Source organism: Vibrio sp. OPT41, from assembly GCF_015163595.1.
GTDB lineage: Bacteria > Pseudomonadota > Gammaproteobacteria > Enterobacterales > Vibrionaceae > Vibrio > Vibrio alginolyticus.
In genome coordinates this window covers 453,519-474,244 of the sequence record NZ_JADDYH010000014.1, presented here as the reverse complement: position 1 = coordinate 474,244, position 20,726 = coordinate 453,519, and the positions used below count along the sequence as shown (strand labels likewise).

19 protein-coding genes and 1 riboswitch are annotated in these 20,726 nt (G+C 42.6%); of the genes, 7 read left to right on the top strand and 12 right to left on the bottom strand.

The genetic code is table 11. From position 1 onward, the window contains the following. Positions 1-26: 26 nt before the first annotated feature. From IQP38_RS05745 to metA, 4 genes are all read right to left on the bottom strand, one after another. Entirely contained in the window at positions 27-2,183 is a 2,157-nt protein-coding gene (locus IQP38_RS05745) for a GGDEF domain-containing phosphodiesterase (RefSeq protein WP_193837414.1), read from the bottom strand. Next, positions 2,183-3,112 (bottom strand): phosphate/phosphite/phosphonate ABC transporter substrate-binding protein, encoded by a 930-nt coding sequence (locus tag IQP38_RS05740; protein WP_193837413.1) that lies wholly within the window; start codon positions 3,110-3,112, stop codon positions 2,183-2,185. The genes IQP38_RS05745 and IQP38_RS05740 overlap by 1 nt, the downstream gene beginning before the upstream one ends. A gap of 267 nt (positions 3,113-3,379) precedes the next feature. Beyond that, a complete protein-coding gene (gene pilW, locus IQP38_RS05735) occupies positions 3,380-4,105 on the bottom strand; it encodes a type IV pilus biogenesis/stability protein PilW (protein WP_017820928.1) in 726 nt (241 codons plus the stop codon). Positions 4,106-4,284: 179 nt separating this feature from the next. Then, on the bottom strand, positions 4,285-5,226 hold the full coding sequence (metA, locus tag IQP38_RS05730; RefSeq protein WP_193837412.1) for a homoserine O-acetyltransferase MetA: 942 nt from the start codon (positions 5,224-5,226) through the stop codon (positions 4,285-4,287). 340 nt (positions 5,227-5,566) lie between these two features. Between metA and IQP38_RS05725 the strand changes: the two genes are divergently transcribed. The 3 genes from IQP38_RS05725 (at position 5,567) to IQP38_RS05715 (ending at position 7,783) form a co-directional block, all read left to right on the top strand. Beyond that, positions 5,567-5,953, top strand: a complete 387-nt coding sequence (locus IQP38_RS05725) for a DUF6559 family protein (RefSeq protein ID WP_005377791.1) — start codon at positions 5,567-5,569, stop codon at positions 5,951-5,953. A gap of 123 nt (positions 5,954-6,076) precedes the next feature. Continuing rightward, entirely contained in the window at positions 6,077-6,412 is a 336-nt protein-coding gene (locus IQP38_RS05720; RefSeq protein WP_069593657.1) for a DMT family transporter, read from the top strand. A 420-nt stretch (positions 6,413-6,832) separates the two neighbouring features. Continuing rightward, the gene (locus IQP38_RS05715) at positions 6,833-7,783 is read left to right on the top strand and encodes an LpxL/LpxP family Kdo(2)-lipid IV(A) lauroyl/palmitoleoyl acyltransferase (protein ID WP_137281935.1); all 951 of its coding nucleotides are present in this window, start codon (positions 6,833-6,835) and stop codon (positions 7,781-7,783) included. A 70-nt stretch (positions 7,784-7,853) separates the two neighbouring features. Here IQP38_RS05715 and IQP38_RS05710 read toward each other — a convergent pair whose 3' ends face one another. Continuing rightward, on the bottom strand, positions 7,854-9,326 hold the full coding sequence (locus IQP38_RS05710) for a carboxypeptidase M32 (RefSeq protein ID WP_005377788.1): 1,473 nt from the start codon (positions 9,324-9,326) through the stop codon (positions 7,854-7,856). A gap of 223 nt (positions 9,327-9,549) precedes the next feature. Between IQP38_RS05710 and IQP38_RS05705 the strand changes: the two genes are divergently transcribed. Together IQP38_RS05705 and IQP38_RS05700 are read left to right on the top strand one after the other, a co-directional pair. Then, entirely contained in the window at positions 9,550-10,185 is a 636-nt protein-coding gene (locus IQP38_RS05705) for a LysE family translocator (RefSeq protein ID WP_017820932.1), read from the top strand. Continuing rightward, on the top strand, positions 10,185-10,751 hold the full coding sequence (locus IQP38_RS05700; RefSeq protein ID WP_005385713.1) for a hypothetical protein: 567 nt from the start codon (positions 10,185-10,187) through the stop codon (positions 10,749-10,751). Before IQP38_RS05705 ends, IQP38_RS05700 begins: the two co-directional genes overlap by 1 nt. A 117-nt stretch (positions 10,752-10,868) precedes the next feature. On the opposite strand, the gene IQP38_RS05695 is transcribed toward IQP38_RS05700, so the two are convergent. Next, positions 10,869-12,245 carry an alanine/glycine:cation symporter family protein gene (locus IQP38_RS05695; RefSeq protein ID WP_193837411.1) on the bottom strand — a complete coding sequence of 459 codons (1,377 nt, stop codon included), beginning with the start codon at positions 12,243-12,245 and terminating at the stop codon, positions 10,869-10,871. A 122-nt stretch (positions 12,246-12,367) separates the two neighbouring features. Next, a riboswitch (glycine riboswitch) is annotated at positions 12,368-12,467 on the bottom strand. 527 nt (positions 12,468-12,994) lie between these two features. On the opposite strand from IQP38_RS05695, the gene IQP38_RS05690 reads away from it, so the two are divergent. Continuing rightward, positions 12,995-13,153, top strand: coding sequence for a hypothetical protein (locus IQP38_RS05690; RefSeq protein ID WP_005377784.1), 159 nt, complete (start codon positions 12,995-12,997; stop codon positions 13,151-13,153). 31 nt (positions 13,154-13,184) lie between these two features. Next, on the top strand, positions 13,185-13,919 hold the full coding sequence (locus tag IQP38_RS05685) for a chromosome segregation ATPase (protein WP_017820934.1): 735 nt from the start codon (positions 13,185-13,187) through the stop codon (positions 13,917-13,919). 90 nt (positions 13,920-14,009) lie between these two features. Here the strand turns inward: IQP38_RS05685 and IQP38_RS05680 are convergent, their stop codons facing one another. From IQP38_RS05680 to proV, 6 genes are all read right to left on the bottom strand, one after another. Beyond that, positions 14,010-14,393: a hypothetical protein gene (locus IQP38_RS05680; RefSeq protein WP_193837410.1), complete on the bottom strand. Its 384-nt coding sequence runs from the start codon at positions 14,391-14,393 to the stop codon at positions 14,010-14,012. 99 nt (positions 14,394-14,492) lie between these two features. Continuing rightward, on the bottom strand, positions 14,493-14,858 hold the full coding sequence (locus IQP38_RS05675) for a VOC family protein (protein WP_130546073.1): 366 nt from the start codon (positions 14,856-14,858) through the stop codon (positions 14,493-14,495). A gap of 146 nt (positions 14,859-15,004) precedes the next feature. Continuing rightward, a complete protein-coding gene (locus IQP38_RS05670; RefSeq protein WP_193837409.1) occupies positions 15,005-16,954 on the bottom strand; it encodes an LTA synthase family protein in 1,950 nt (649 codons plus the stop codon). A gap of 194 nt (positions 16,955-17,148) precedes the next feature. Next, the gene (gene proX / locus IQP38_RS05665; protein WP_005377779.1) at positions 17,149-18,156 is read right to left on the bottom strand and encodes a glycine betaine/L-proline ABC transporter substrate-binding protein ProX; all 1,008 of its coding nucleotides are present in this window, start codon (positions 18,154-18,156) and stop codon (positions 17,149-17,151) included. Beyond that, complete coding sequence (gene proW, locus IQP38_RS05660) at positions 18,149-19,234, bottom strand: glycine betaine/L-proline ABC transporter permease ProW (RefSeq protein ID WP_005377778.1); 1,086 nt, start codon at positions 19,232-19,234, stop codon at positions 18,149-18,151. The genes proX and proW overlap by 8 nt, the downstream gene beginning before the upstream one ends. Before the next feature lie 4 nt (positions 19,235-19,238). Next, positions 19,239-20,426, bottom strand: coding sequence for a glycine betaine/L-proline ABC transporter ATP-binding protein ProV (gene proV, locus IQP38_RS05655; RefSeq protein ID WP_017633996.1), 1,188 nt, complete (start codon positions 20,424-20,426; stop codon positions 19,239-19,241). Between the last annotated feature and the right edge of the window lie 300 nt (positions 20,427-20,726).

The following is a 20,726-nucleotide window of genomic DNA, read 5'->3' as shown; positions in this document are numbered from 1 at the left end:
GCGGCAATAGTTAACAAAACGGCGTTCTAAGCAAAGTGATTGACGTTTTGAGCGCCACTCCCTCGTTGGTATTCAAATGCAATCAATTCCTCGGCAGGTACAGGTCTACCTAAGAAAAAACCTTGTACGATGTCACAGTGGAGAGACTCCATTCGTGTGAGTTGAGTTTGAGTTTCTACGCCTTCGGCTACTACTTTCATTCTTAGGTTGTGAGCCATGGATACAATCGCGCGAACTAATGAATCGTCTTGATCGCTTTTTCGGATTTGAGCGATAAATGAACGATCAATCTTGAGCCCGTCAAAAGCCATATGTTGTAGGTAGGCAAGGGCTGAATACCCCGTACCAAAGTCATCTAGCCAAACTTCCACTCCGATACTTTGTAGTTTTTTAAGCACATATTGAGCTTTCTCTGTATCATCAATAAAAAGTGACTCTGTCACTTCAACATGAATGGTTTGAGGGGCGACATCATGTCGTCGTAAATACTTAGAAAATAATTGACTTAAATCTTGGCGATAGATTTGTCTTGGGGACAAGTTTAATGCGATGTGAAAATCCGTACCGAAATGTTCTGCCCACATTGCCCGCTGAGCAATTGCCGTCTCAATGATATGTTCTCCAAGCTCCAATATTAAATCACTTTGCTCTGCGATCGGGATAAACGATTCTGGACTGATATAGCCTTTCTCGGGATGATTCCACCTAACCAATGCTTCGACCCCAATTAGGCGATAGGTTTTTAGATCAAATTGTGGTTGATACCACAGCTCGAATTGAGACAAGTCACGTACTGAACGACGCAGTTCTCGTTCTATGTATAAACGTTGTTTAATCGTTTCATCAAACGTGGAATCGTATATCGTCATAATGTCTTTACCGCGTCTTTTGGATTCCTGCGCCGCAAGAGAAGAAAGCTGTAAAAGAGACTCAGCGTTTGAACCAAATTCTGGATACACAGCAACTCCGAGGCTTGCCGTAATTTGAATATCGTTCTCTTCCAAACTCAAGGGAGAGAGTAGTTGGCGATGAATAGCGTGCGCTTTTTCTCTAGCTTCATGATTGTCCGAGCACGGAAAGGCCAGTACAAATTCGTCCGCACCTACTCGACTTACGATGGTAGAAAGGCGGTAAAGCGGCTTAAAATAACTCGGCAAACGGCCTTGAAGCTCTGAAGCAAGATGGCCTAGCAATTTATCCCCAATGTTATGTCCGTAGTTATCGTTAATGTGCTTAAAGTCATCCAAGTCAATAAACACAACCGCAAGTGAGGGGGATTTGTGGTCAGTTATTTGCGTTTGAATATCAATGAGTAACTTTTCTCGGTTTGGCAGGGAAGTCAGAATATCGTGGTACGCCATGAACTCAACTCGGCTGGTGTATCGGTTCACTTTGTTTGACATTTTGTTGTACGCCGAAATAAGTTCTCCCACTTCATCTTTGCTTTGTATGTCGGTGACTGGCAGCGCTTGGGTATTTGACTCTGAAAATTGATCTTTTAGTTGCTTGAGTGGCTTAGTTAACGACCGCCCCAAAGCATAAGCGATGATGCTACCGAATAGAACGGATATCCCACTGATCGTTAGCAGCAAGTTAAACATCTTCTGTTTATCGTTTGAGGTAATCGCTTGGACTTGTTCAATGTTCTGTTCTTTCTCTTCCAGTAGATGTATCAAGTTAAGCTCAAGATATACCGCCCCAAGAGTTATGTTTGATTGCTGAATCGGCGCTGCGATCTCCAACTGATGCTTGGAAAAGGAAACGAGAGTTCTAGATTCTTCTATTGCTTTCAAAATAAAAGGAGAGCGGTAATGGGGTTGGGCAAACATCCTTAGCTGAGTAGTGCCGTCGTGAAAGATTAGCCCTTCATTGTCAACAACATGTATTTTCGAGACATCTGGCTGGCTCAATGTTGCCTTAATTTGCTCATACGCTTGACTGATATTGTCTGTATAGAGTGGATCAAAAAGCTGTTTTGATAATAGCTCTGCATAAACCAACCCTTTTTGCTTAACGTAAGATTCGGTTTTTTCTTGAGAGTTGTTCGTGATTTGTTGAGTTAAGCTATTTGAATACGCATCGTAACCGTGCATGTATAACGCAAGATTTATCACCACAACAAACAAGACAACGAACATTGTCGAGCAAATGTATTTGGTTTCGAGTGAGAGCTTTTGAAACATCAATCCACCTTCGGTAACAAGTGAACTGACTTGCGCACTGTACTTAAGGAGGCTCGCATTTCTGGAGTAAGCGCGCTAAATTTTTTGGTGTTCTGAAACTTTTTAAGTGCGAGAGAGCCTTCGTGAGTTGTATCCATATCAAGCAGTATTGACGTGATTTTACGCTGTTGCTCTAGGCTCATGCTTGGAGAAGCGAGAATTAAATCCCTGGGTATTTCAACAGAACGAGAAAAAATCGCTAGTTTGTCTTTCATGTTCTCTGGCAAATCTTTGGGATTGTTCCAGTTGAAGTTACTGAATGCTCCTGCTGCAACTCTCTGTTTATATACCCATACAGATAGGTTGATTTCATTTGACTGAGCGAGTTGCTCATCAAGGAATAAATAACCAATACTGTCTTTGGCCGGTTTGTCATCAGGAGAGGGAAGGTATTGCAGTTTTTCTCCGTGGTTCAGCAATGTAATCGCAGGTAGGTAATAGCTGCTGGTAGACGTGCGCTTTTCGAAAACAAGCGTTTTTCCTCGCAGGTCAGAAAATGACTCAATGCCACTCTCTTTATTAGTAAAGAACACCGTATGATATTTTTGCAGGCCTTTTTTCCATCGTATAGCAAGGACTTGGCTATTAGACTGCTTTTCTAAGGTCATCGCATTAAAGGGGGTCGCCGTTGCAATTTGAACGGTGCCATTTTCAAGCGCAACCGCGAGCTGACGATAATTTTTAAATACCTTTACCGCCCCTTTTGCGTAACCATATTCAGCCATACTTTCAGTTACATACTGAGTAAGGGGCGTCGCTTTTTTGATTTTGCTTTGGGCTTTATTGGACACAATGCCAAATGTGAATGTTTTCTCAATATTTTCTTGTGCACTGACGACAAAAGGTGAACTCAGCAAAGTGAGTAATAACAGAGTGCAGGCAGGTTTCATCCGGCTTCAACTTCCTTCTGGTGCATGTCAGTAATATTTAGTATTTATCAATGTGCCGAAATCAATCTTAAAAACAGTATGATGTACAAATTTCGTTGTGTGCGCACTTTTTATAATGTGACTTGGTCACTTATTCCGTTCAAATAGTACCGAATTTGACGTTTATGTACAGGATGAATGTATCACCGTGAGTCTGAATTCACTGGATTCTTGGTCAAGCGCTGTATTGGCTGTGAGCTAATGCGCCTTATGTATCGCTATTTTGTACTAAGAAAATTTTTCCAATTGTTTTTGATACTTTTTCTCGAGAGCTTCATTGCCTGCTGCACGCTCAAGTTGAATCATGAGTTGCAAAGAGGGCTTCTTCACGCCATACATTTGATTGAATCTCATTAATCGAATTCTAGCTTCAGTATAATCACCGCTATCAATTTCTATTTTAGCGAGTTGCAAAATCGATTTTGGTCTATGAGGGTCATGATCGATAGCTCTAGTAAAGTAGTATCTCGCTTTGTCTTTATCTTGTGATTTTAGCGCACAAAAAGCTGCATTCTCATAGCTTGCTGGAATAAGGTAGTAATAAGGCTGCTCAATGGCTCGATTAAACATCTGATCGGCTTTTTCGAAGTCACCTCGCTTGCAAAGAAAAGTACCGTAGTTATTGAGCACATTTCCGTTTTTAGTGTGTTGGCGTAGAGAGCGTTTATACATCTGTTCGGCTTTAATATCTTCACCAACCGTTTCGTAGTAGTGAGCCATAGATAATTGCGCGCGATAGTATTGAGGTGCGTGGTTTAAGGCTTGTTGTAAGTTATCATGCGCGCGAATCATGTTACCGCCGTCTAAATAACCTAAGCCAAGTGCGATACGTGATTCTGCCATTGCCACAGGATCTGCTTTAACGACAGGGCTTCCATCTTCTTTCACCGTCACGCAACCCACGAGTGCAAACTGAGACAATAATATTAGTGCACCGAGCTTTGCTGTTTTCATTCTTTATCCCTACATCCCTGAATCTTTCTGCATGATATGAATTACTTAGCAAAAGCCTATTGAGGAAAAAACACTATGCGATCAGGTTTGCAAACTGTTATGAAAAAGCCGCCATATGGCGGCTTGGTTCACATATTACATTTCGGTAATGATGAGTGCTTTGTTTGCTTATTTTGAAGCTAATCGTCTTTAGTGAAAGCATCTTCACTGAAGTGATCGAGGTCGTACGGTGTTTGCTGATAAACACAGTAGTTCAGCCAGTTTAAAAAGAGGAGGTGTCCATGGCTTCTCCAGCTTGCAATTGGTGGGTTATCTGGGTTGTTGTTTGGGTAATAGTTGACAGGAATAGCGGGCTCCATACCTTCGCTTAAATCTCGGGTATATTCATTATGTAAGGTGTGAGAATCATACTCAGGGTGTCCTGTGACAAAGACATTGCGTTTGTCTTTTGTGGTGGCCAAGTACACACCTGCGACATCCGATGTCGCTAAAATGTCTAAGTCAGTATGCTCTTCTAGAAAGTGAGGCGAAAAATCTGCGTAACGCGAGTGAGGAGCCAAAAACGTGTCATCAAATCCGCGTAAGATAGGGTGAAACTGATGATGGATTTGATGATGATAAACACCTGAAAGTTTTTCTTTACGCGTTTTTTTAGGTAGATTGTAGAGCAGCTTTAACCCTGCTTGCGCAGCCCAGCAAACATAAAGAGTGGATGTCACATGATCTTTTGCCCACTCCATGATGGTTTTGAGATGATCCCAATAAATGACATCTTCAAATTGCACCAAACCTAATGGAGCCCCAGTAATGATCATGCCATCGAAGTTTTTATCTCGCACCATTTCAAATTGGCGATAAAACGTGTCTAAATGTTCAGTTGGCGTATTTTTACTCGGGCGGTTATCAATGCGCAGTAATTCGACGTTAACCTGTAGTGGGCTGTTTGAGAGTAGACGCAGAAACTGAGTTTCAGTCTCTATTTTTTTTGGCATCAGATTAAGGATCAGCACTCTTAAAGGACGTATTTCCTGACTCGCTGCACGCGTTTCACTCATCACGAAGATGTTTTCTGTCCTTAATACATCGGTAGCTGGTAATTGATCTGGAATTCTAATTGGCACGACTTTCTCTCCCTAAGTATAGTCAATCTAGACGTCTATACTTCTAAAGCTAACTTAATTAAGTTTAGATGTCGATACGAAATCCGACTTTTCAATCTACTCTTTACATTATGGTAAACCGTACTCGGGGTTGTCACACAATTGTGACTAAAGCAGAGTTTCTGATGAGATAGGTTTGAAACGCAGTGTGTACTATTTGCTGGTAATTATGCGATCACGTTAATATGTGAAGGTGACTTCGTAGTAAGGAAGTCTCAAATTAATGAGCCATACTAAAAACAATCAGCTCACCATTTTGCATTAATGTGCATATTTGGAAACATCGTCAGTGGAGGACATTATGTTCGGTATTTTCAAGAGAAAGACAAAGATTCAGAGCATCGCTCAAGAAGTTCCTTGCGTGCTACTGCATTCGTTTGGTGATAAAGACATTTATACGCCGGAAGAGATTGATCAAGCTCTTCAAAAGCTGGGTTATGATAAGAGCAAGGATATCAGTCATTATCAGTATGCGTATGGAATGTTTGCCGATGAAGCCTCTTACGAGCTCCTAGAACTAACGGATGAGCTAGGTAATTATGGTCATTTCCAACGTGAAGTAGGTAAGATGCTACTCAATACACCTGAGCCGATTGATATGCATATCTACTTTGAAATTTCTCGTCAGCACCAAAACGTCAGCCTTTCACCTGGTCATCAAAAAGTAAGCGAAAGTGATGGTGTGTAAACATCGTTAGTGGTATTCCATCGTGAGATGAGTTGGGTATAATGCGCGGCCTAATTATCCGGACATGTTGTCGGTTACATTTCTGTTGAGCGTTAATGCCTTATGTTCAAAATGCTTGTCTCTATGCCACCAATGTTGGCGCTGTCGATCGCGATTGTATGTGAAGTGATTGCCACTTCTTATATTCCCAAAACAGAGCAATTTACGAAAGTAATGCCGAGCACAGTCGTTTTGATTGGTTACGGCATCGCTTTCTTCTTGCTTTCCGTCACAGTGCAAACAATGCCTGTTGGGGTTGTTTATGCCATATGGAGTGGTGCTGGGATCGTTTTGGTTGCGACGGTTGGTTACTTTGTTTACGGACAGCGTCTAGACTTACCAGCCCTAGTTGGTATTGGGTTTATCATCGCTGGTGTGTTGATCGTAAATTTATTATCCAAAACTGTAGGGCACGAATAACGCCACTCTACTTGTTAAGTGAATAAGAAGCCGCAGCGAGAAATTGCTGCGGCTTTTTAGTGCAAATTCAATCGCTAATGGCGAGTATTGATATGACGTCTTATTGTTGTATTCATAACAGTCGCATTATGTGATTGAAAAATAGACATTATTTAGCGCATTGAAAATACAAAGTTATGTTTCTTCAAACTTTAGGAAAGGGCAGTAGATAAATCACTCCGATAGATGTTAACGTGGCGACTCATCTTTACTGCTTTTTCATTCCCTACATATTTCTGCAAAGTTCTTATTGTGTAGTGTGTCGAAGAACCATAGAATCCGCGCGCTTTAATTTATGTTATTAGCGTTATCAATGATAAAAGTGCAGTCCATTATCATTGTTTTTATCACTTATAGATGGGCACATCTGACAATACTTACATGAACAAATACAAAAAGCCTGCATTCAAGGCCGAATTTCTTTTGCCTCGTTACTGGGGAACGTTAATTATCATTAGCGTGATGTACTTACTTAGCCTCCTTCCTTTTAAAGTTCAACTAGCTTTGGGACGCAACATTGGTCGTTTAGCTATGCGATTCATGAGAAAACGTCAAGTTACGATCAGACGCAATCTTGAGCTTTGCTTCCCTCATATGGAAAAATGCCAACGCGAAGCAATTCTAAAAGACAACATCGACAATACTGGCATCGCACTTTTTGAGACCGCAATGGCATGGTTTTGGTCAGATAAACGGGTAAACAAACACGTCACGATAAAAGGCATGGAGCATCTAGAGGCTTTAGAGAAGTCAGGCAAAGGTGCATTAATGTTGGCCGTACACTCAATGAATCTAGAGTTAGGTGCTCGAGCTTTTGGCATTAAAAAGTCTGGAACCGGTGTTTATCGCCCAAACAATAATCCGTGCTTTGATTATTTTCAGTATAAGGGACGCTCTCGCTCTAATCGTACACTGATTGATCGTAAAAACGTCAAAGCCATGCTTGAAGCACTTAAAACGGGTGAGCGGGTTTGGTATGCACCGGACCATGATTATGGTAACCGACGCTCGACATTTGCACCGTTATTTGCCGTTAAAAATGCTTGTACTACGACAGGTACAAGTTTGTTGGTTGATTCTACAGATTGCGCCATTGTGCCTTTTACGATGGTAAGAGGAAAAGACGGACACTATACCCTAACCATTAGTGCGCCCGTCGAAGGTTTCCCGAAAGAGGATCATCAACGTGCCGCCGCATTCGTGAATCAAATAGTTGAAACATCAATCATGGCAAGTCCGAGCCAGTATATGTGGCTTCATCGTCGGTTTAAAACTAGACCAGAGGGTGAGGACTGTTTGTACAAGCCTAGGCTCATCCCTAGCTTGGCATAACACATAGAGAGCCTACAAAAAGCCCAAGGAACATACGAACCTTGGGCTTTTACTTTCTATTCTTTTCGCTTTATAAGTAGCGATCTTTTAGGTGAGCTTGAAAGTGTTTAGCATTCAGTGTTTCACCCGTGGCTTGTTTTACCAACTCATCAGTGGTGAATAAGCTACCTTTACTCCAGATGTTTTCCGAGAGCCAATTGAATATCGGAGCTAAGTCGCCAGAACGAATAACCGCATCTACATCGACGGTTTGTTTCATTGCTGCCATAAATTGTGCAGCGTACATCGCACCGAGCGTGTAGGACGGGAAATAGCCAAAACTTCCGTCTGTCCAATGGATATCTTGCATACAGCCATTTTTGAAGTTTCCTTCGGTTGATAGCCCCAAGTACGCTTTCATCTTTTCGTTCCAGAGTTCTGGTACATCTGTATGTTTGATGACGCCGTTCATGAGATCTCGCTCAATTTCATATCGAAGAATAACGTGAGCAGGATATGTTAGTTCGTCAGCATCTACGCGAATAAAGCCTTTTTCTACGCGAGTGTAAATTTTGGCTAAATTGTCTTTTTCGAATTCACTACCAGAAAAATGGTTAGAAGCCAGTCGAGCGAGGTGATCGATAAACGCGCTGCTTCGTCCTATTTGCATTTCAAAGAAGAGTGATTGTGATTCATGAATACCCATAGAGCGAGCTTCTCCCGCGGGTGTTCCTGATAAATCTTTTGGTAGCCCTTGCTCGTATCGAGCATGGCCAGTTTCGTGGACAATCCCCATCAGTGATTGGACAAACTCGTTTTCATTATAACGTGTCGTAATACGCACATCTGTCGGTACACCACCACAAAATGGGTGGGTACTCTCATCAAGTCGACCGTGTTCAAAATCGAATTGAAGTAGCTTCATGACTTCCAAACCGAGCGCTTTTTGCTTTTCCGCAGGGTAGTGTGCAGTTGGCAATAAGATGTTGTCTGATTGTTGTTTTTCAAGCGCTTCATCGATCAAAGTAGGAAGCCAGGTTTTCACGTCAGCAAAAAGAATGTCTAACGACGCAGATGTTGTGCCAGGTTCATAAACATCGAGCATGGCATCATAAGGAGTCGTGCCATTTGCTTCGGCTCTAATTTGCGCTTCTTCCTGCGATAGCTTTACGACTTCAGCCCAGTTCTTTTCAAAACCAGCCCAGTCATTTTCTCCACGTTGTGTACGCCATGCATGTTCACATTTGGAGCCAGCAAGAGATTGAGCTTGAACTAATGATTCTGGTAGTAAGTTAGCTTGCTGCCACCCACGCTTCATTTCTCTTAGGATAGATTTTTCTTTTGTAGACAGCGTCTCTTCTTCTGCCTGAGCGAAAAGCTCTCCCAAGTGCGGTTGAGTCATTAAAGAATGGATATGTACATCGAGCTCTGCCGTGGCATTCGAGCGTGCTTCAGCGCCACCAGGTGGCATGACCGCCGCTTGATCCCAATCTATGATGGCTGATAGATGCTCAAAATTTGCCACTTTTTTGGAATGTTCAACGAGTTTTGTAAATGCGTTCATGTGACTACTCTTATTCTTTTGTTCTTTCCCTAAACACCCGATAACGGGTCCTTCATATGGTGTTGCACTAAGCAACCTGCGTTAATTTACTAATAATTAACAATTAACTCCAACCCATTGTCCATAAACTCACCCAGTTGTATAGCTCTCTTAAAAAAGAAGCTTGCGAATCTTGTGGATTGGCGGTATTGATGAAGGATTAACAATTAATTATCACGATAATATGGATATTTTGAATTTCGAGGCATTTATTATTGCCATTACGATTTTAACGTTAACGCCAGGTTTAGATACTGCACTTGTTATCCGTAACACTAGCCGATCGGGCCTAAAAGATGGATGTACAACCAGTCTAGGGATTTGCTTTGGCTTATTCGTACATGCTTTTTTTTCTGCGGTTGGTATCTCGGCGATTCTTGCGCAATCAGCAGAGTTGTTCCAAATCGTAAAAATGATTGGCGCAGCTTATCTTATCTGGCTTGGTTTGAGCAGTTTAAAAGCGCTAATGTCGTCGAAAGATGGATTGACCGTGACCGAGCAGATTCACGAAGTGTTTAATGGTAAGCGCTCTTTTAGAGAGGGCTTTCTTTCTAACGTCTTGAACCCGAAAACGGCGGTCTTCTATTTGGCTTTCTTGCCACAGTTTGTGAATCCAGAAGGTTCACCCTTGCTTCAATCAATGATGATGGCATCTGTACACTTTGCTATTGCGATGGTTTGGCAGTGTGGTTTAGCTGGCGCGCTTAACTCGGCTAAAAATCTACTAAAGAATGCAAGCTTTATGAAGTGGATGGAAGGCGCGACGGGCGCAGTATTAGTCGCACTTGGTGTGAAGTTATTAATTGAAAAACCCGTTTAATGCGTAATATTTATCGATTGTTGATACTACTCGCTGTATTTATTGTGGGGATAGGTGCCGCTGTAGCTTGGCATACGTGGCCACAAGTACAGTTTGCGCAACGCGGCATGATCTGGTCTTGGCACTGGGGCTACTTCGAGCCTTTTGCTAATGGAATACAACAAACGCGAACTCAAGACACTAAACAGTTATTGCTCAGGCGTGTGTATTTGCATGACGCTATTGTCGTTTTTGTTTCGACAACTATGGACAATAAATTTGAGGTCGACGTTGTAAAAGAGCAAACCTGTGAACCTAAAACGACGACTTGGGCTTCGGTCTCTGTCAATCATCAACGTGTCAGGCATGTACCTATGGTGTGCGATGCGTTTGGGCAAGGCTACTTTTATCGCTACATCGGGAAACATCTGGAATCGATTGAAGTTGGTGTCGGCGACTCGTTTGTAACAGAAGCATTTTTAGACTGGCCGCTATCAGAGTTGAAAGCGGATCAATTCAAGCAAAAAAATGCGAAGTTTTTTGAAGAACGTGGAGAAAACGTTGAGCATCAATGGTTGAGAGATTAACCATTTAACCGAAGATAAATAAAGCCCGCTAAATAATAGCGGGCTTTGTGTTTTACCATTTCTAATGTGTCTTGCTCTCTGTGACTGACAGTTTGTGACCGCAAACCTGCCGTTTCACTAAGCTTTCACTGCTTCAACTTTACCTGATTGCGATGTTGAGCTAAAGAACAGTTTGGTTTCTGCCAGTACGACGTGACGCAGTGCGATCAAACCAATTAGGTTAGGAATTGCCATCAGACCGTTTACGATATCAGCCAGTAGCCAAATCATATCGAGGTGAAGGAATGCACCAGATGCCACCAAGCCGACGAAAATCAGTTTGTATGGAAGCACAGCTTTAGTTCCGAACAGGAACACAACGCAACGCTCACCGTAGTAGTTCCAACCAAGAATGGTGGTAAAAGCGAAGAACATCAAACCGATTGAGACGAGCATAGGACCAAATGTATCTGCATTTAAACCCACCGCAAAAGCATGAGTCGTCATCGCGGCACCTGCAAAGTCACTTTGCCATGCACCAGTCAGGATTAGAGCAAGGCCTGTCATGGTACAAATAATGATGGTATCGAAAAAGGTACCCGTCATTGAAATTAGGCCTTGTTTAACACAAGAGTCTGTCTTCGCTGCTGCTGCTGCCATAGGCGCGCTACCCAAACCAGATTCATTTGAGAACACACCGCGAGCGATACCTGATTGGATTGCCAGCATGATGCTTGCACCTAAAAAACCACCCGTCGCTGCTGTTGATGTAAAGGCTGAAACCAGCACTAATTCAACGGCATTGAACAATTGGTCTGCATTCATGATGATCACGCTTAAACACGCCAACACATAAAATACAGCCATGGTAGGAACCACTTTTCCTGCAACGTTAGCAATGGATTTGATGCCACCCAAAGTTACGAAAGCAATCAAAAGAGTTAGTACAAAGGCAGATAGCTCACGGTTAACACCAAGAGATATCTCACTTGCATCCAGAATCGCGTTTACTTGTGGAAACGTACCGATACCAAAACAAGCAACACCCAAAGCAAACACTGCAAACATGATCGCGAGAGCTTTTGAGCCAACACCGTATTGCAAGTAATACATTGGGCCACCAATCATTTGGCCTTTATCATCGACTCTTCGGTACTTAACCGCCAACAAACATTCGGCGTATTTAGTCGCCATTCCGAAAAGGGCAGCGAGCCACATCCAGAATAGAGCGCCTGGTCCACCGAGTTTGATTGCTGTGGCAACACCAACAATGTTACCAGTACCAATTGTTGCTGAGAGTGCAGTACAAAGAGCTGCAAAGCTAGAAACGTCACCTTGAGTATTAGATGACTTATCTTTACTGAATACCATCGCTAGCGCTGTTGGGAGGTGTTTAAACTGGATCAAGCCAAGGCTAAAAGTGAAGTAAACACCTGTACCCACTAGCAAAATAAGCAGCGGTGGACCCCAGACAAAATTATCGATGGTTTGTAGTAAAGATTGTAGGTTGTTCATGATTTCCCCTTAATAAAACAACTAATAAGGAGAAGAGGGAAAGGACGAGATCAACGATCTCTAAAAGAACTAAGCTATTGGTTGTAGGCGGGAAGGCCAAGCAAAATAGTTAGGTTGTAACTTTCCACTCCTCTGTCCTTTTGCCTGAGAGTTTCACCTTGCGTGAGTGCAAGACTTGCTCCTTCGGCGACCGATTTAACGGTTCTCTCCAGAGGTTCCTCCAACTACAGTCCCCGCTACCTAGGTAGCACCTGAAATAGTTAATTCTTCGGCGAGTTATGCTAATCAAATGTTAAAATTTGATTAATAACCACTCTCCTGCAGTCTTCATCGGAACAATTACTCAATTAAATGAGTAAAGGTTAGTTAATGATGCTGGTCATCATTAACGTGTGAACTCTATCATGTTTTTGGTCCATTTCAACACCCTATGTCAATTTATTTTCAATGAAATAACCTCATCAATTTTCATGAAGGTATGTTTGCCAATCTTTTTGTGCGAGTCACGGCATAAATAAAATTTATTGGGTTAGGGAATGGAACCCAAAAATACTTCAGAACGATAAATGTGTTTCGATTGTTACGACATAAGTTATTCAATTAAGGACACAAAATTGATTAAAATCGGAGCACTTATTTTAAAATCTACGCTAAGTTGACCTTATGGTACGTATAAATGGGTTACAATGAATCTTTGTGAAACAGTCTACGGACCTAGGCAGTTTTTCATGAGTGGACAAGGAGGCGGTATGACCAGATTATTAGCCATTGCGGTGTTGATTGCAGTAGCATTTGTGCTGTTTCGTTATCGAACCAATGAAAAAGTCCAAAAAGCGACCGTTATAACATTAATTGGCGCATTTCTGATTTATACAGCATCAATTATGTTTGCGGAATTGATCCGCTAGCAAAGTAAAAGAGTCCTTGGAGTAGTATACGGTGAGTTCTCAGAACAAAATGGAAGAGCAAGACGACGTAGTTGTCATTGAAGAGCGTGACAAACGTACGCATATCTATATCGCAATCGCTGCGGTGTTAGGCTTGGCATTTGGTGGCCTTGTTGGATCGGTTGTCACTGCGAACAAGTGGGAATCGACTTACCACGTATTAGAAGAAAAGTATCAAGCACTAACGCAAGATAAAACCCAGTTGGCATCTCAAGTAAAAGTGCGTGAAGAGGCGCTCGACCAAGAAATACAAAACCAAGTTAGTGAGTTACTCGCCGCGAAAGATGAAGCTCATCAGAAAGCACTTAAGAAGTTGCAAAAGCAATTGACTGAGGTCGAGAAGGTCAACTTGTCACTAGAGTCTCAATTGAAGCAGCAGGCAGATAAGATCAACACGACGAAGTCAGAAAATGAGAAGTTGAGTCGTCAAGCGGATATGCAAGCGACTATGTTTGAGCGGTCCCGCGAAGTATTCCAGAAAGAGCTAAAAATTTCGCAAGAATTAGAGTCTCTCGAGAAAGAACGGTCAAAATTATTACCTAAGATTGAGAAACTCAAGAAAGAGTGTGACGTATTTTTAGAAGGCAAATCTTGGGACGTGAAGTCGGACGCGTGTGATAAACATGATGAAGCTAATTCACGACTAAGTCAGGTCGATCAAATGATTGAAGTCTATAAAATGGACCTCAAACAAATCAAAGCAATAACGGAAGATATCGGCCTTTAAGTCTTTTGTATCCGATTTTTGAAAAGCAAAAGGAGCTCTTTAAGAGCTCCTTTTTCGTTGTTAGCTATGACTTTTAGCCTGTCGCGTATATTAGATTCGTGAGGCGTCATAGCCTGAGGCGAGCAGGAGTTCTCGTTCGTATTTAATCAGCTGAGCTCGATCTTCAATTAGTTCATTGAGTGCTTGAGATGGCTTACCTGCTAATGCTTTGAACGAAGCAAAAGATTCCGCGGTGTCGATTTTATCAATCATCTGACTGATGACATTACGAGCCTCACACGGGTTACTCGTCGTTGTAAAGTATTCTACTTGCTTTGCTGCCGATTTCATCTCAGTTAATAGCTCAAGCGGGCTACTTTCTTTGGCTACTGCCATGTAGTTATCCAGCACGCGCTTTGCATAAAGCAGTTCTTTGAGGGGGATATCTCTTCCGCTCTCGATTAGGGATTCGCTAAGGATCATACTTGAGCTCATGGGCATTCCTTCTTATTACTACGCCGCTTTTGATGTTTCCTTGAGTCTAATTTATTGAAGTCACATTGGGAATGGGTAAAAAGCATTTTTAACGCATTTTTATTCATTTATGAAAACGCGAATGCGATGCTTATCTGGATCGATAGCCATAAAATTTAACCCATACACTGATGTCGCTGGTGGTTGAACAAACTCAACACCTAGGTCTTTCCAGCGCTTGTAAATGCGCTCTAACGTATGCCTGTTGGGCACTGATAAAGACAACTCAGTACCACCACCTCGAATGCCGCTGTAGGGTGAAAGATTATCTCTTTGCTTGAGTGTCAACGTTAAGCCTTCGGTCAGTGGAATAGCGGCGAAGGTTGGAGACAACTGCGTGACTTTGCGTTCGAACAGTTTCGAATAAAAAACTTGGCTTATGTGGATGTCCTCAACGTAGAGAACGAATGAATTGATAGTCAGCATGGTTTGTTCCTTAATCAATTAGAAATAGTAGGGGCAATCTAACGGAAAGGAACGACAGGAGTTGTCAGTAGCACATTCTCGAAGGTAAGTGAAAGAATAAGAAAAAGGAGCCGTTTAGCTCCTTTTTATCAGCGCAATCATTGGTATTAATGAGTGTTTTTGGAAGAATACCAGTTGTTTTGATACGCTTTAGATGCAAATAATGCGTTTGCTTTTGCACGCTCGATAATAGACTCGTCCACCTCTAGCGGCTTCATGGTTTGGTCTTTAAAGTCGTACGCCAGGGTCGATATCTTTTCACCAGGGGAAAGCACAACGAGATTGTCGCGCGTTAAATAACCAAAGTTTTTGTCGTATTGCATCATTGCGCGTTCATCTTCGCGAGCCAGTGGCTTCGTTAAATCACGACCAATCATCGGTGTTTTAGCATCTACCCCAATTAGAGATAACAGTGTAGGCGGCATGTCTATGTTGTTTGCTATGCGGTCATCTTTACGTGGTTGAATGCCTTTACCAAGGATCAATGCTGGAATGTGAAAGTGCTTAACCGGAACAAGGTTAGCGCCAGAAACACGTGCATCATGATCTGCAATTACAATGAAAATGGTATCATCCCAATAAGATGACTTTTTCGCCTTTTCAAAGAAAGTGCCCAAAGCGTAATCGGAATATTTTACGGCGTTGTTACGCGTCATATGTTCTGAATCGTATGGCTCAATTTTGCCTTGCGGATACTCATAAGGGCTATGATTACTTGACGTAAAAACTAAGCTAAAGAAAGGTTTGTCGCTTTTTGAAAGGCGTTCAAACTCTTCGTTTGCTTTGTTATATAGATCTTCATCGCTAACCCCCCAAGAGCCAACAAAGCTTGGGTTGTTATAATCGTCTTCTTCTACTATTTGATCAAAACCGTTACCAAAGAAGAAAGTTTTCATGTTGTCAAAGTTGGCTTCACCGCCGTAAATAAATTGCGTGTGATAGCCTTGAGCTTTTAGTAAGTCCGCGATAGTAAAGAAACCCGTTTGGCTTTTACTCAGCTTCACTACCGCGCGAGACGGAGATGGAGGAAAGCCCGTGGTTACGGCTTCAATTCCACGGACAGAACGAGTACCAGTGGCGTACATTTGTGTGAACTGCCAACCTTCCTTCATGAGTTCATCAAGGTTTGGTGTTAGAGGCAAACCACCCAAAGCACCGACAAATTGGGCGCCTAAGCTTTCTTGTAGCAAAATCACTAAGTTTTTATGTTTACCTTGGTAAGTCGCGGGGTTACTGTTCATGGTTGGGAGTAATGAAGGGGTGAAGTCGGACTTTGTTGATGAAGTGCGAACTAATTCCAACATCTTTTGAGTGTCCATTTTTCCGTAGAACTGCTCCGCGCTCTTTTCTGACTTCATGCTATTAACCGCAAACAACAATGAGTAAGATGAGTTCAGTGCTAAGTCGTTAAGCAGTGGATCGTTAGAAAAGGCGACCATAGCAGGATTTAGCGGGCGGTGACCTAAAGATGAGCGAGCACCTGCAACCCCAAAAAGAACAACGAAAAGTGCCAATAGTGGTCGCCATTTCCAGTTGACCTGCTGCGCCTTATCGGTCAGTTTCTTACTCCACTTCCAACCTAAAGTGATGGTTAAAACTGTACCTAACGCACCAATAAACAGTTCTAATTTGTAGCCAGTCCAGAGCATACTCAAGACTTCTTTTGGGTAGATTAAGTATTCCACAAACAGGCGGTTTGGACGTAGGTCGTATTCCTGAATGAATGGCGCTGTTGCTAGCTCCATGTATACAAGCACCCAAAGCCCTAAAACCATCCATATGCGTAATATTCGCTTCCAACACTCTCCCATCTTACCGGTTAATGGCATGAAGGTTGAAAACAGTGCTGGAAGAATAAATAACCAGCAAAGCGTTGCAATATCTACGCGCAAACCTTGACCTAGGATGTAAATTAAGTCGTTTAGAGAGTCAATACGGTCAATCTGCCAAAAAGCTAGCAAAACTCTTGAGATAGACAGAAATAGAAGCGAAAACAAAGAAAAGGCAGCAATTGGCTGCAAAGGCCCCCACACAGAGCTCTTTGATAAGTTTTTCATATTTATTCGAATAGTTTAATTGTTATGTTGTGTTGTTTTTAGCAAAGCAAGCGTGAAATAAACGTGAATTATAATGTGGGTTTATGGTCGAGTAGTGTAAGTGTTGGTATGTCTATGTAAGGGGGAGGGGCGTTTGTGTAAAAAAAGAGCCAGTTGATAACACCAACTGGCTCTAGAGGTTGATAAAGGCATGATTACATTGCGGCTTTCTTCGCTTCTTCGACCCATGCGTCGAACTTTTTCTGGTTCGCTTTGATCCAACCATTTACATGAGACTCGATGTCCGCTGAGCTGTTCTTACCTTGGCTCATCATCATATTCTGAGCACTAACATCATTGATATTTAGTTTGATGATTTCAAATAGCTTCGCAGCAGCAGGGTTTTTTTCCGTAAACTCTTTATTGGCAACGATGCGCATAGAGTTCATCTCGAAGCCGTAGTTCTTACCGTTCTCTAGTGTCGTATCAATGTCCTTACGCTCACCAGGAAGTGAAGAGAATGGCACTTCTAACCACACAACATCTTTCCCTGGAACTAAAACGCCACTTACCCAGTACGGTGTCCAAGTGTAGTAAAGAATCGGATCGCCTTTTTTGTAACGTGAGATCGTATCAGCGATAATCGCCGCGTAGTTACCTTGGTTGTGTGTTACTGTGCCACGAAGTTTGAAAGCATCCAACTGATGCTCAACAACCATTTCACACCCCCAACCTGGGTTACAACCAGTTAAGTCCGCTTTGCCATCGCCGTTTGCATCGAATAGCTTCGCCAATTTTGGATCTTTTAACTGACCAATGTTAGTGATGTTATATTTTTCCGCGGTTTTCTTATCGATCAAATAACCTTGCGCAGCACCACTTACGTATTGGCCTTTACGGAAGAACTTATCATCACCGCCCGACATCGTGTACTTATCGGCGTGAAGAGGGAACCAACCAACCGCTAAGAAAGTAGCATCACCTTTAGCAATAGAGGTGTAGCCTACGTTGTAGTCCACTTCTTTGGTCGGTTTAACATCGTAACCAAGCTCTTCAAGTGCGCGGTTTACGATCAACGTTTGAAATGTTTCTTCTGCAACGGTTGATTGAACAGGCTGAACAGTGACACCTTCACCCGGTAGTTCACTTGCCACACCATAAGTTGAAAATGCGATAGTACTTAGAGCTCCAACAGAGAGCGCTTTCTTCCATGAATTATTCATTGATGTTTCTCCTAAGTTTTAGATCGTCTTGGTTCGTCTTTGTTTTCAGTTTTAATAGGTATGAAACAGGACCTGTGTGATACCAGCGAAGTTTAGTGTTGCCCGCATTAACCCCTAACACCTGGGTGATACGGTCTAACAAAATCGCAAGAATAACGATGCCTAAGCCACCAACGGCAGCAAGACCCATATCAAGTCGGCCAATACCACGAAGTACCATTTGGCCTAAGCCGCCAACAGCAATCATTGAAGCAATCACTACCATAGAAAGTGACAGCATTAAGGTTTGGTTTACACCTGCCATGATAGTTGGTAACGCCAACGGTAACTGGATGCGATAAAGCATCTGTTTTTTGTTTGCCCCGAAAGAGTGGCCAGCTTCGATAAGCTCTTCAGGTACTTGCTGAATACCTAAAATAGTCAGGCGCACAACGGGAGGCAGGGCGAAAATGATCGTTACTACTACGCCAGGAACGTTACCAATACCAAACAACATAACAATTGGCACAAGGTAAACGAACGCGGGAGTCGTTTGCATTGCATCTAATATTGGCCTAACAAATTTGGCAGCGGTTTGGCTCCTTGCCAACCATATCCCCATTGGTAGCCCTATAAGCAAACAGAAGAAAACGGCGGTTAACACCAGTGCTAGCGTTGTCATCGCTTGTGACCACGCACCAATTAGGCCGATGAAAACAAGGGATACAAGAGTAGAAAAACCAAGTTTTACATTGGAAAACTGCCACGCTAGCAAAAATAAAATGAGTACCATTATAGGCGCAGGTGTAGACACCAAAGCAGTTTCAAACGACGTTAGAATAAAGTCGATTGGAACTCGTATTGCTTGGAAAACAGGTCGACCATGTTCCACCAGCCAGTTCAAACCGGATTCTACCCAGCTATCGAGGGGTAAAACCGCATCTTGGAATGGGTTCATAATATCGAATGGCGCTTGCTCTACAGTTTCTGAGTTGAGCCAATCATTACTTGGCGCGGCCTCTGTACCTTGCGACCAAGGATCATCTTGCGCAGGAGCAGTATTTGACCAGGGATCATTGTTAGTTTGCTCTGAAGACATCGTGTTAATCCTTATCTAGTGTTTGTAGAAGACGTGATTTAGTCACGACACCAAAGTAAGTTCCTTGCTCATCTACGACAGGCACGGCATAAGGAACACCAGCAACCAGACCCAAAATGTCATTAATTGACTGATCAGGCTGAAGAGTAACTTCATCCGGTAATTGAGCACTGGCTAACGAACGGTTTTCTTTATGAGCCAAACGTAGTGAATCAAGAGATACGATGCCGGAATATCGGCTAGATTTATCGACGACAATACCGTAATCACGGTCGTGATCCATCAGAATCTGCATCGCAGAGCCTGGACCGTCATTTTCCGATTTCTTAAAAACAGCCGCTGGCTTCTTGCGCGCGATATCTTTTGCTGTCAAGACACTTGCGATGTTTACGCCGCGGAAAAAGGCTTCGACATAATCATTTGCTGGACTGTGTAATATTTCATCAGGTGTACCAACCTGAACAACCTCACCGTTTTGCATGATGGCGATACGGTCGCCAATGCGCATTGCTTCATCCAAATCATGAGAAATGAAGACAATTGTGCGTTTGTCATCGTTCTGTAGACGAATAAGCTCATCTTGCATCTCAGAACGGATCAATGGGTCTAAAGCGGAAAACGCCTCGTCCATTAATAGGATGTCAGGATCACAGGCTAACGCTCTCGCTAAACCAACGCGCTGTTTCATACCACCGGATAATTCGTCAGGGAAAGATTCTGCATAAGGGTCTAAACCCACTCTTTCTAAGGCGGAAAGGGCACTTTTCTGACGCTCATTAACATCGATGCCGGCAAGTTCTAAACCAAAGGCGGCATTTTCAATCACCGTCATGTGTGGCATGAGTGCGAAACTTTGAAACACCATTGAGATATTATTACGACGAACTTCTCGAAGTTCATTCTCGGAGATGTGGGCGATATCTCTTCCTTTGAGATAAACACTACCTTTAGTCGGCTCAATGAGCCGGTTAAGAAGTCGAACAAGGGTGGATTTCCCGGAGCCAGAAAGGCCCATGATTACGAAAATTTCCCCTTCATTTATGGTGAGAGATACATCGTTTACGCCGACTGTTAAACCTGTCTGTTCAAAAATACCGTCTTTATCGACGCCTTTGTCGATAAGCGAGAAGGCTCTCTCTGGGTCTTCTCCAAACACTTTATACAGTCCCTTAACTTCCAGTATGGGATCCATGTTATCTGTCCTTTTTCGTGTGTTTATAACTGTTTAACGATTTGTACTCTAATTAATTTTAGTTCAACTTTCAACGAAAGGGGGTTGGTTAACTAGTTCTGCCGTGCATAGAGAATTCGTTGAGCAAGGTATGTTCAATTCTTCTTTTTTATATTTAAAACAATTGCTTGTGATGTGTTTTTATTCGCCATAACGTTGCCCTGACGTAGGGTTGAATTTATTTTGAATTTTTTTGTACATTTCAACTCAACTCGCTTGCATAGATATAAGCTGTGATAGCTTAGAACTCTACATATAAAA

Excerpts from the sequence above, each read along its gene's own strand:
- IQP38_RS05745 (WP_193837414.1), bottom strand. The coding sequence starts at position 2,183 with ATGTTTCAAAAGCTCTCACTCGAAACCAAATACATTTGCTCGACAATG.
- IQP38_RS05740 (WP_193837413.1), bottom strand. The coding sequence starts at position 3,112 with ATGAAACCTGCCTGCACTCTGTTATTACTCACTTTGCTGAGTTCACCT.
- pilW (WP_017820928.1), bottom strand. The coding sequence starts at position 4,105 with ATGAAAACAGCAAAGCTCGGTGCACTAATATTATTGTCTCAGTTTGCA.
- IQP38_RS05725 (WP_005377791.1), top strand. The coding sequence starts at position 5,567 with ATGTTCGGTATTTTCAAGAGAAAGACAAAGATTCAGAGCATCGCTCAA.
- IQP38_RS05720 (WP_069593657.1), top strand. The coding sequence starts at position 6,077 with ATGCCACCAATGTTGGCGCTGTCGATCGCGATTGTATGTGAAGTGATT.
- IQP38_RS05715 (WP_137281935.1), top strand. The coding sequence starts at position 6,833 with ATGAACAAATACAAAAAGCCTGCATTCAAGGCCGAATTTCTTTTGCCT.
- IQP38_RS05710 (WP_005377788.1), bottom strand. The coding sequence starts at position 9,326 with ATGAACGCATTTACAAAACTCGTTGAACATTCCAAAAAAGTGGCAAAT.
- IQP38_RS05705 (WP_017820932.1), top strand. The coding sequence starts at position 9,550 with ATGGATATTTTGAATTTCGAGGCATTTATTATTGCCATTACGATTTTA.
- IQP38_RS05700 (WP_005385713.1), top strand. The coding sequence starts at position 10,185 with ATGCGTAATATTTATCGATTGTTGATACTACTCGCTGTATTTATTGTG.
- IQP38_RS05695 (WP_193837411.1), bottom strand. The coding sequence starts at position 12,245 with ATGAACAACCTACAATCTTTACTACAAACCATCGATAATTTTGTCTGG.
- IQP38_RS05690 (WP_005377784.1), top strand. The coding sequence starts at position 12,995 with ATGACCAGATTATTAGCCATTGCGGTGTTGATTGCAGTAGCATTTGTG.
- IQP38_RS05680 (WP_193837410.1), bottom strand. The coding sequence starts at position 14,393 with ATGAGCTCAAGTATGATCCTTAGCGAATCCCTAATCGAGAGCGGAAGA.
- IQP38_RS05675 (WP_130546073.1), bottom strand. The coding sequence starts at position 14,858 with ATGCTGACTATCAATTCATTCGTTCTCTACGTTGAGGACATCCACATA.
- IQP38_RS05670 (WP_193837409.1), bottom strand. The coding sequence starts at position 16,954 with ATGAAAAACTTATCAAAGAGCTCTGTGTGGGGGCCTTTGCAGCCAATT.
- proX (WP_005377779.1), bottom strand. The coding sequence starts at position 18,156 with ATGAATAATTCATGGAAGAAAGCGCTCTCTGTTGGAGCTCTAAGTACT.
- proW (WP_005377778.1), bottom strand. The coding sequence starts at position 19,234 with ATGTCTTCAGAGCAAACTAACAATGATCCCTGGTCAAATACTGCTCCT.
- proV (WP_017633996.1), bottom strand. The coding sequence starts at position 20,426 with ATGGATCCCATACTGGAAGTTAAGGGACTGTATAAAGTGTTTGGAGAA.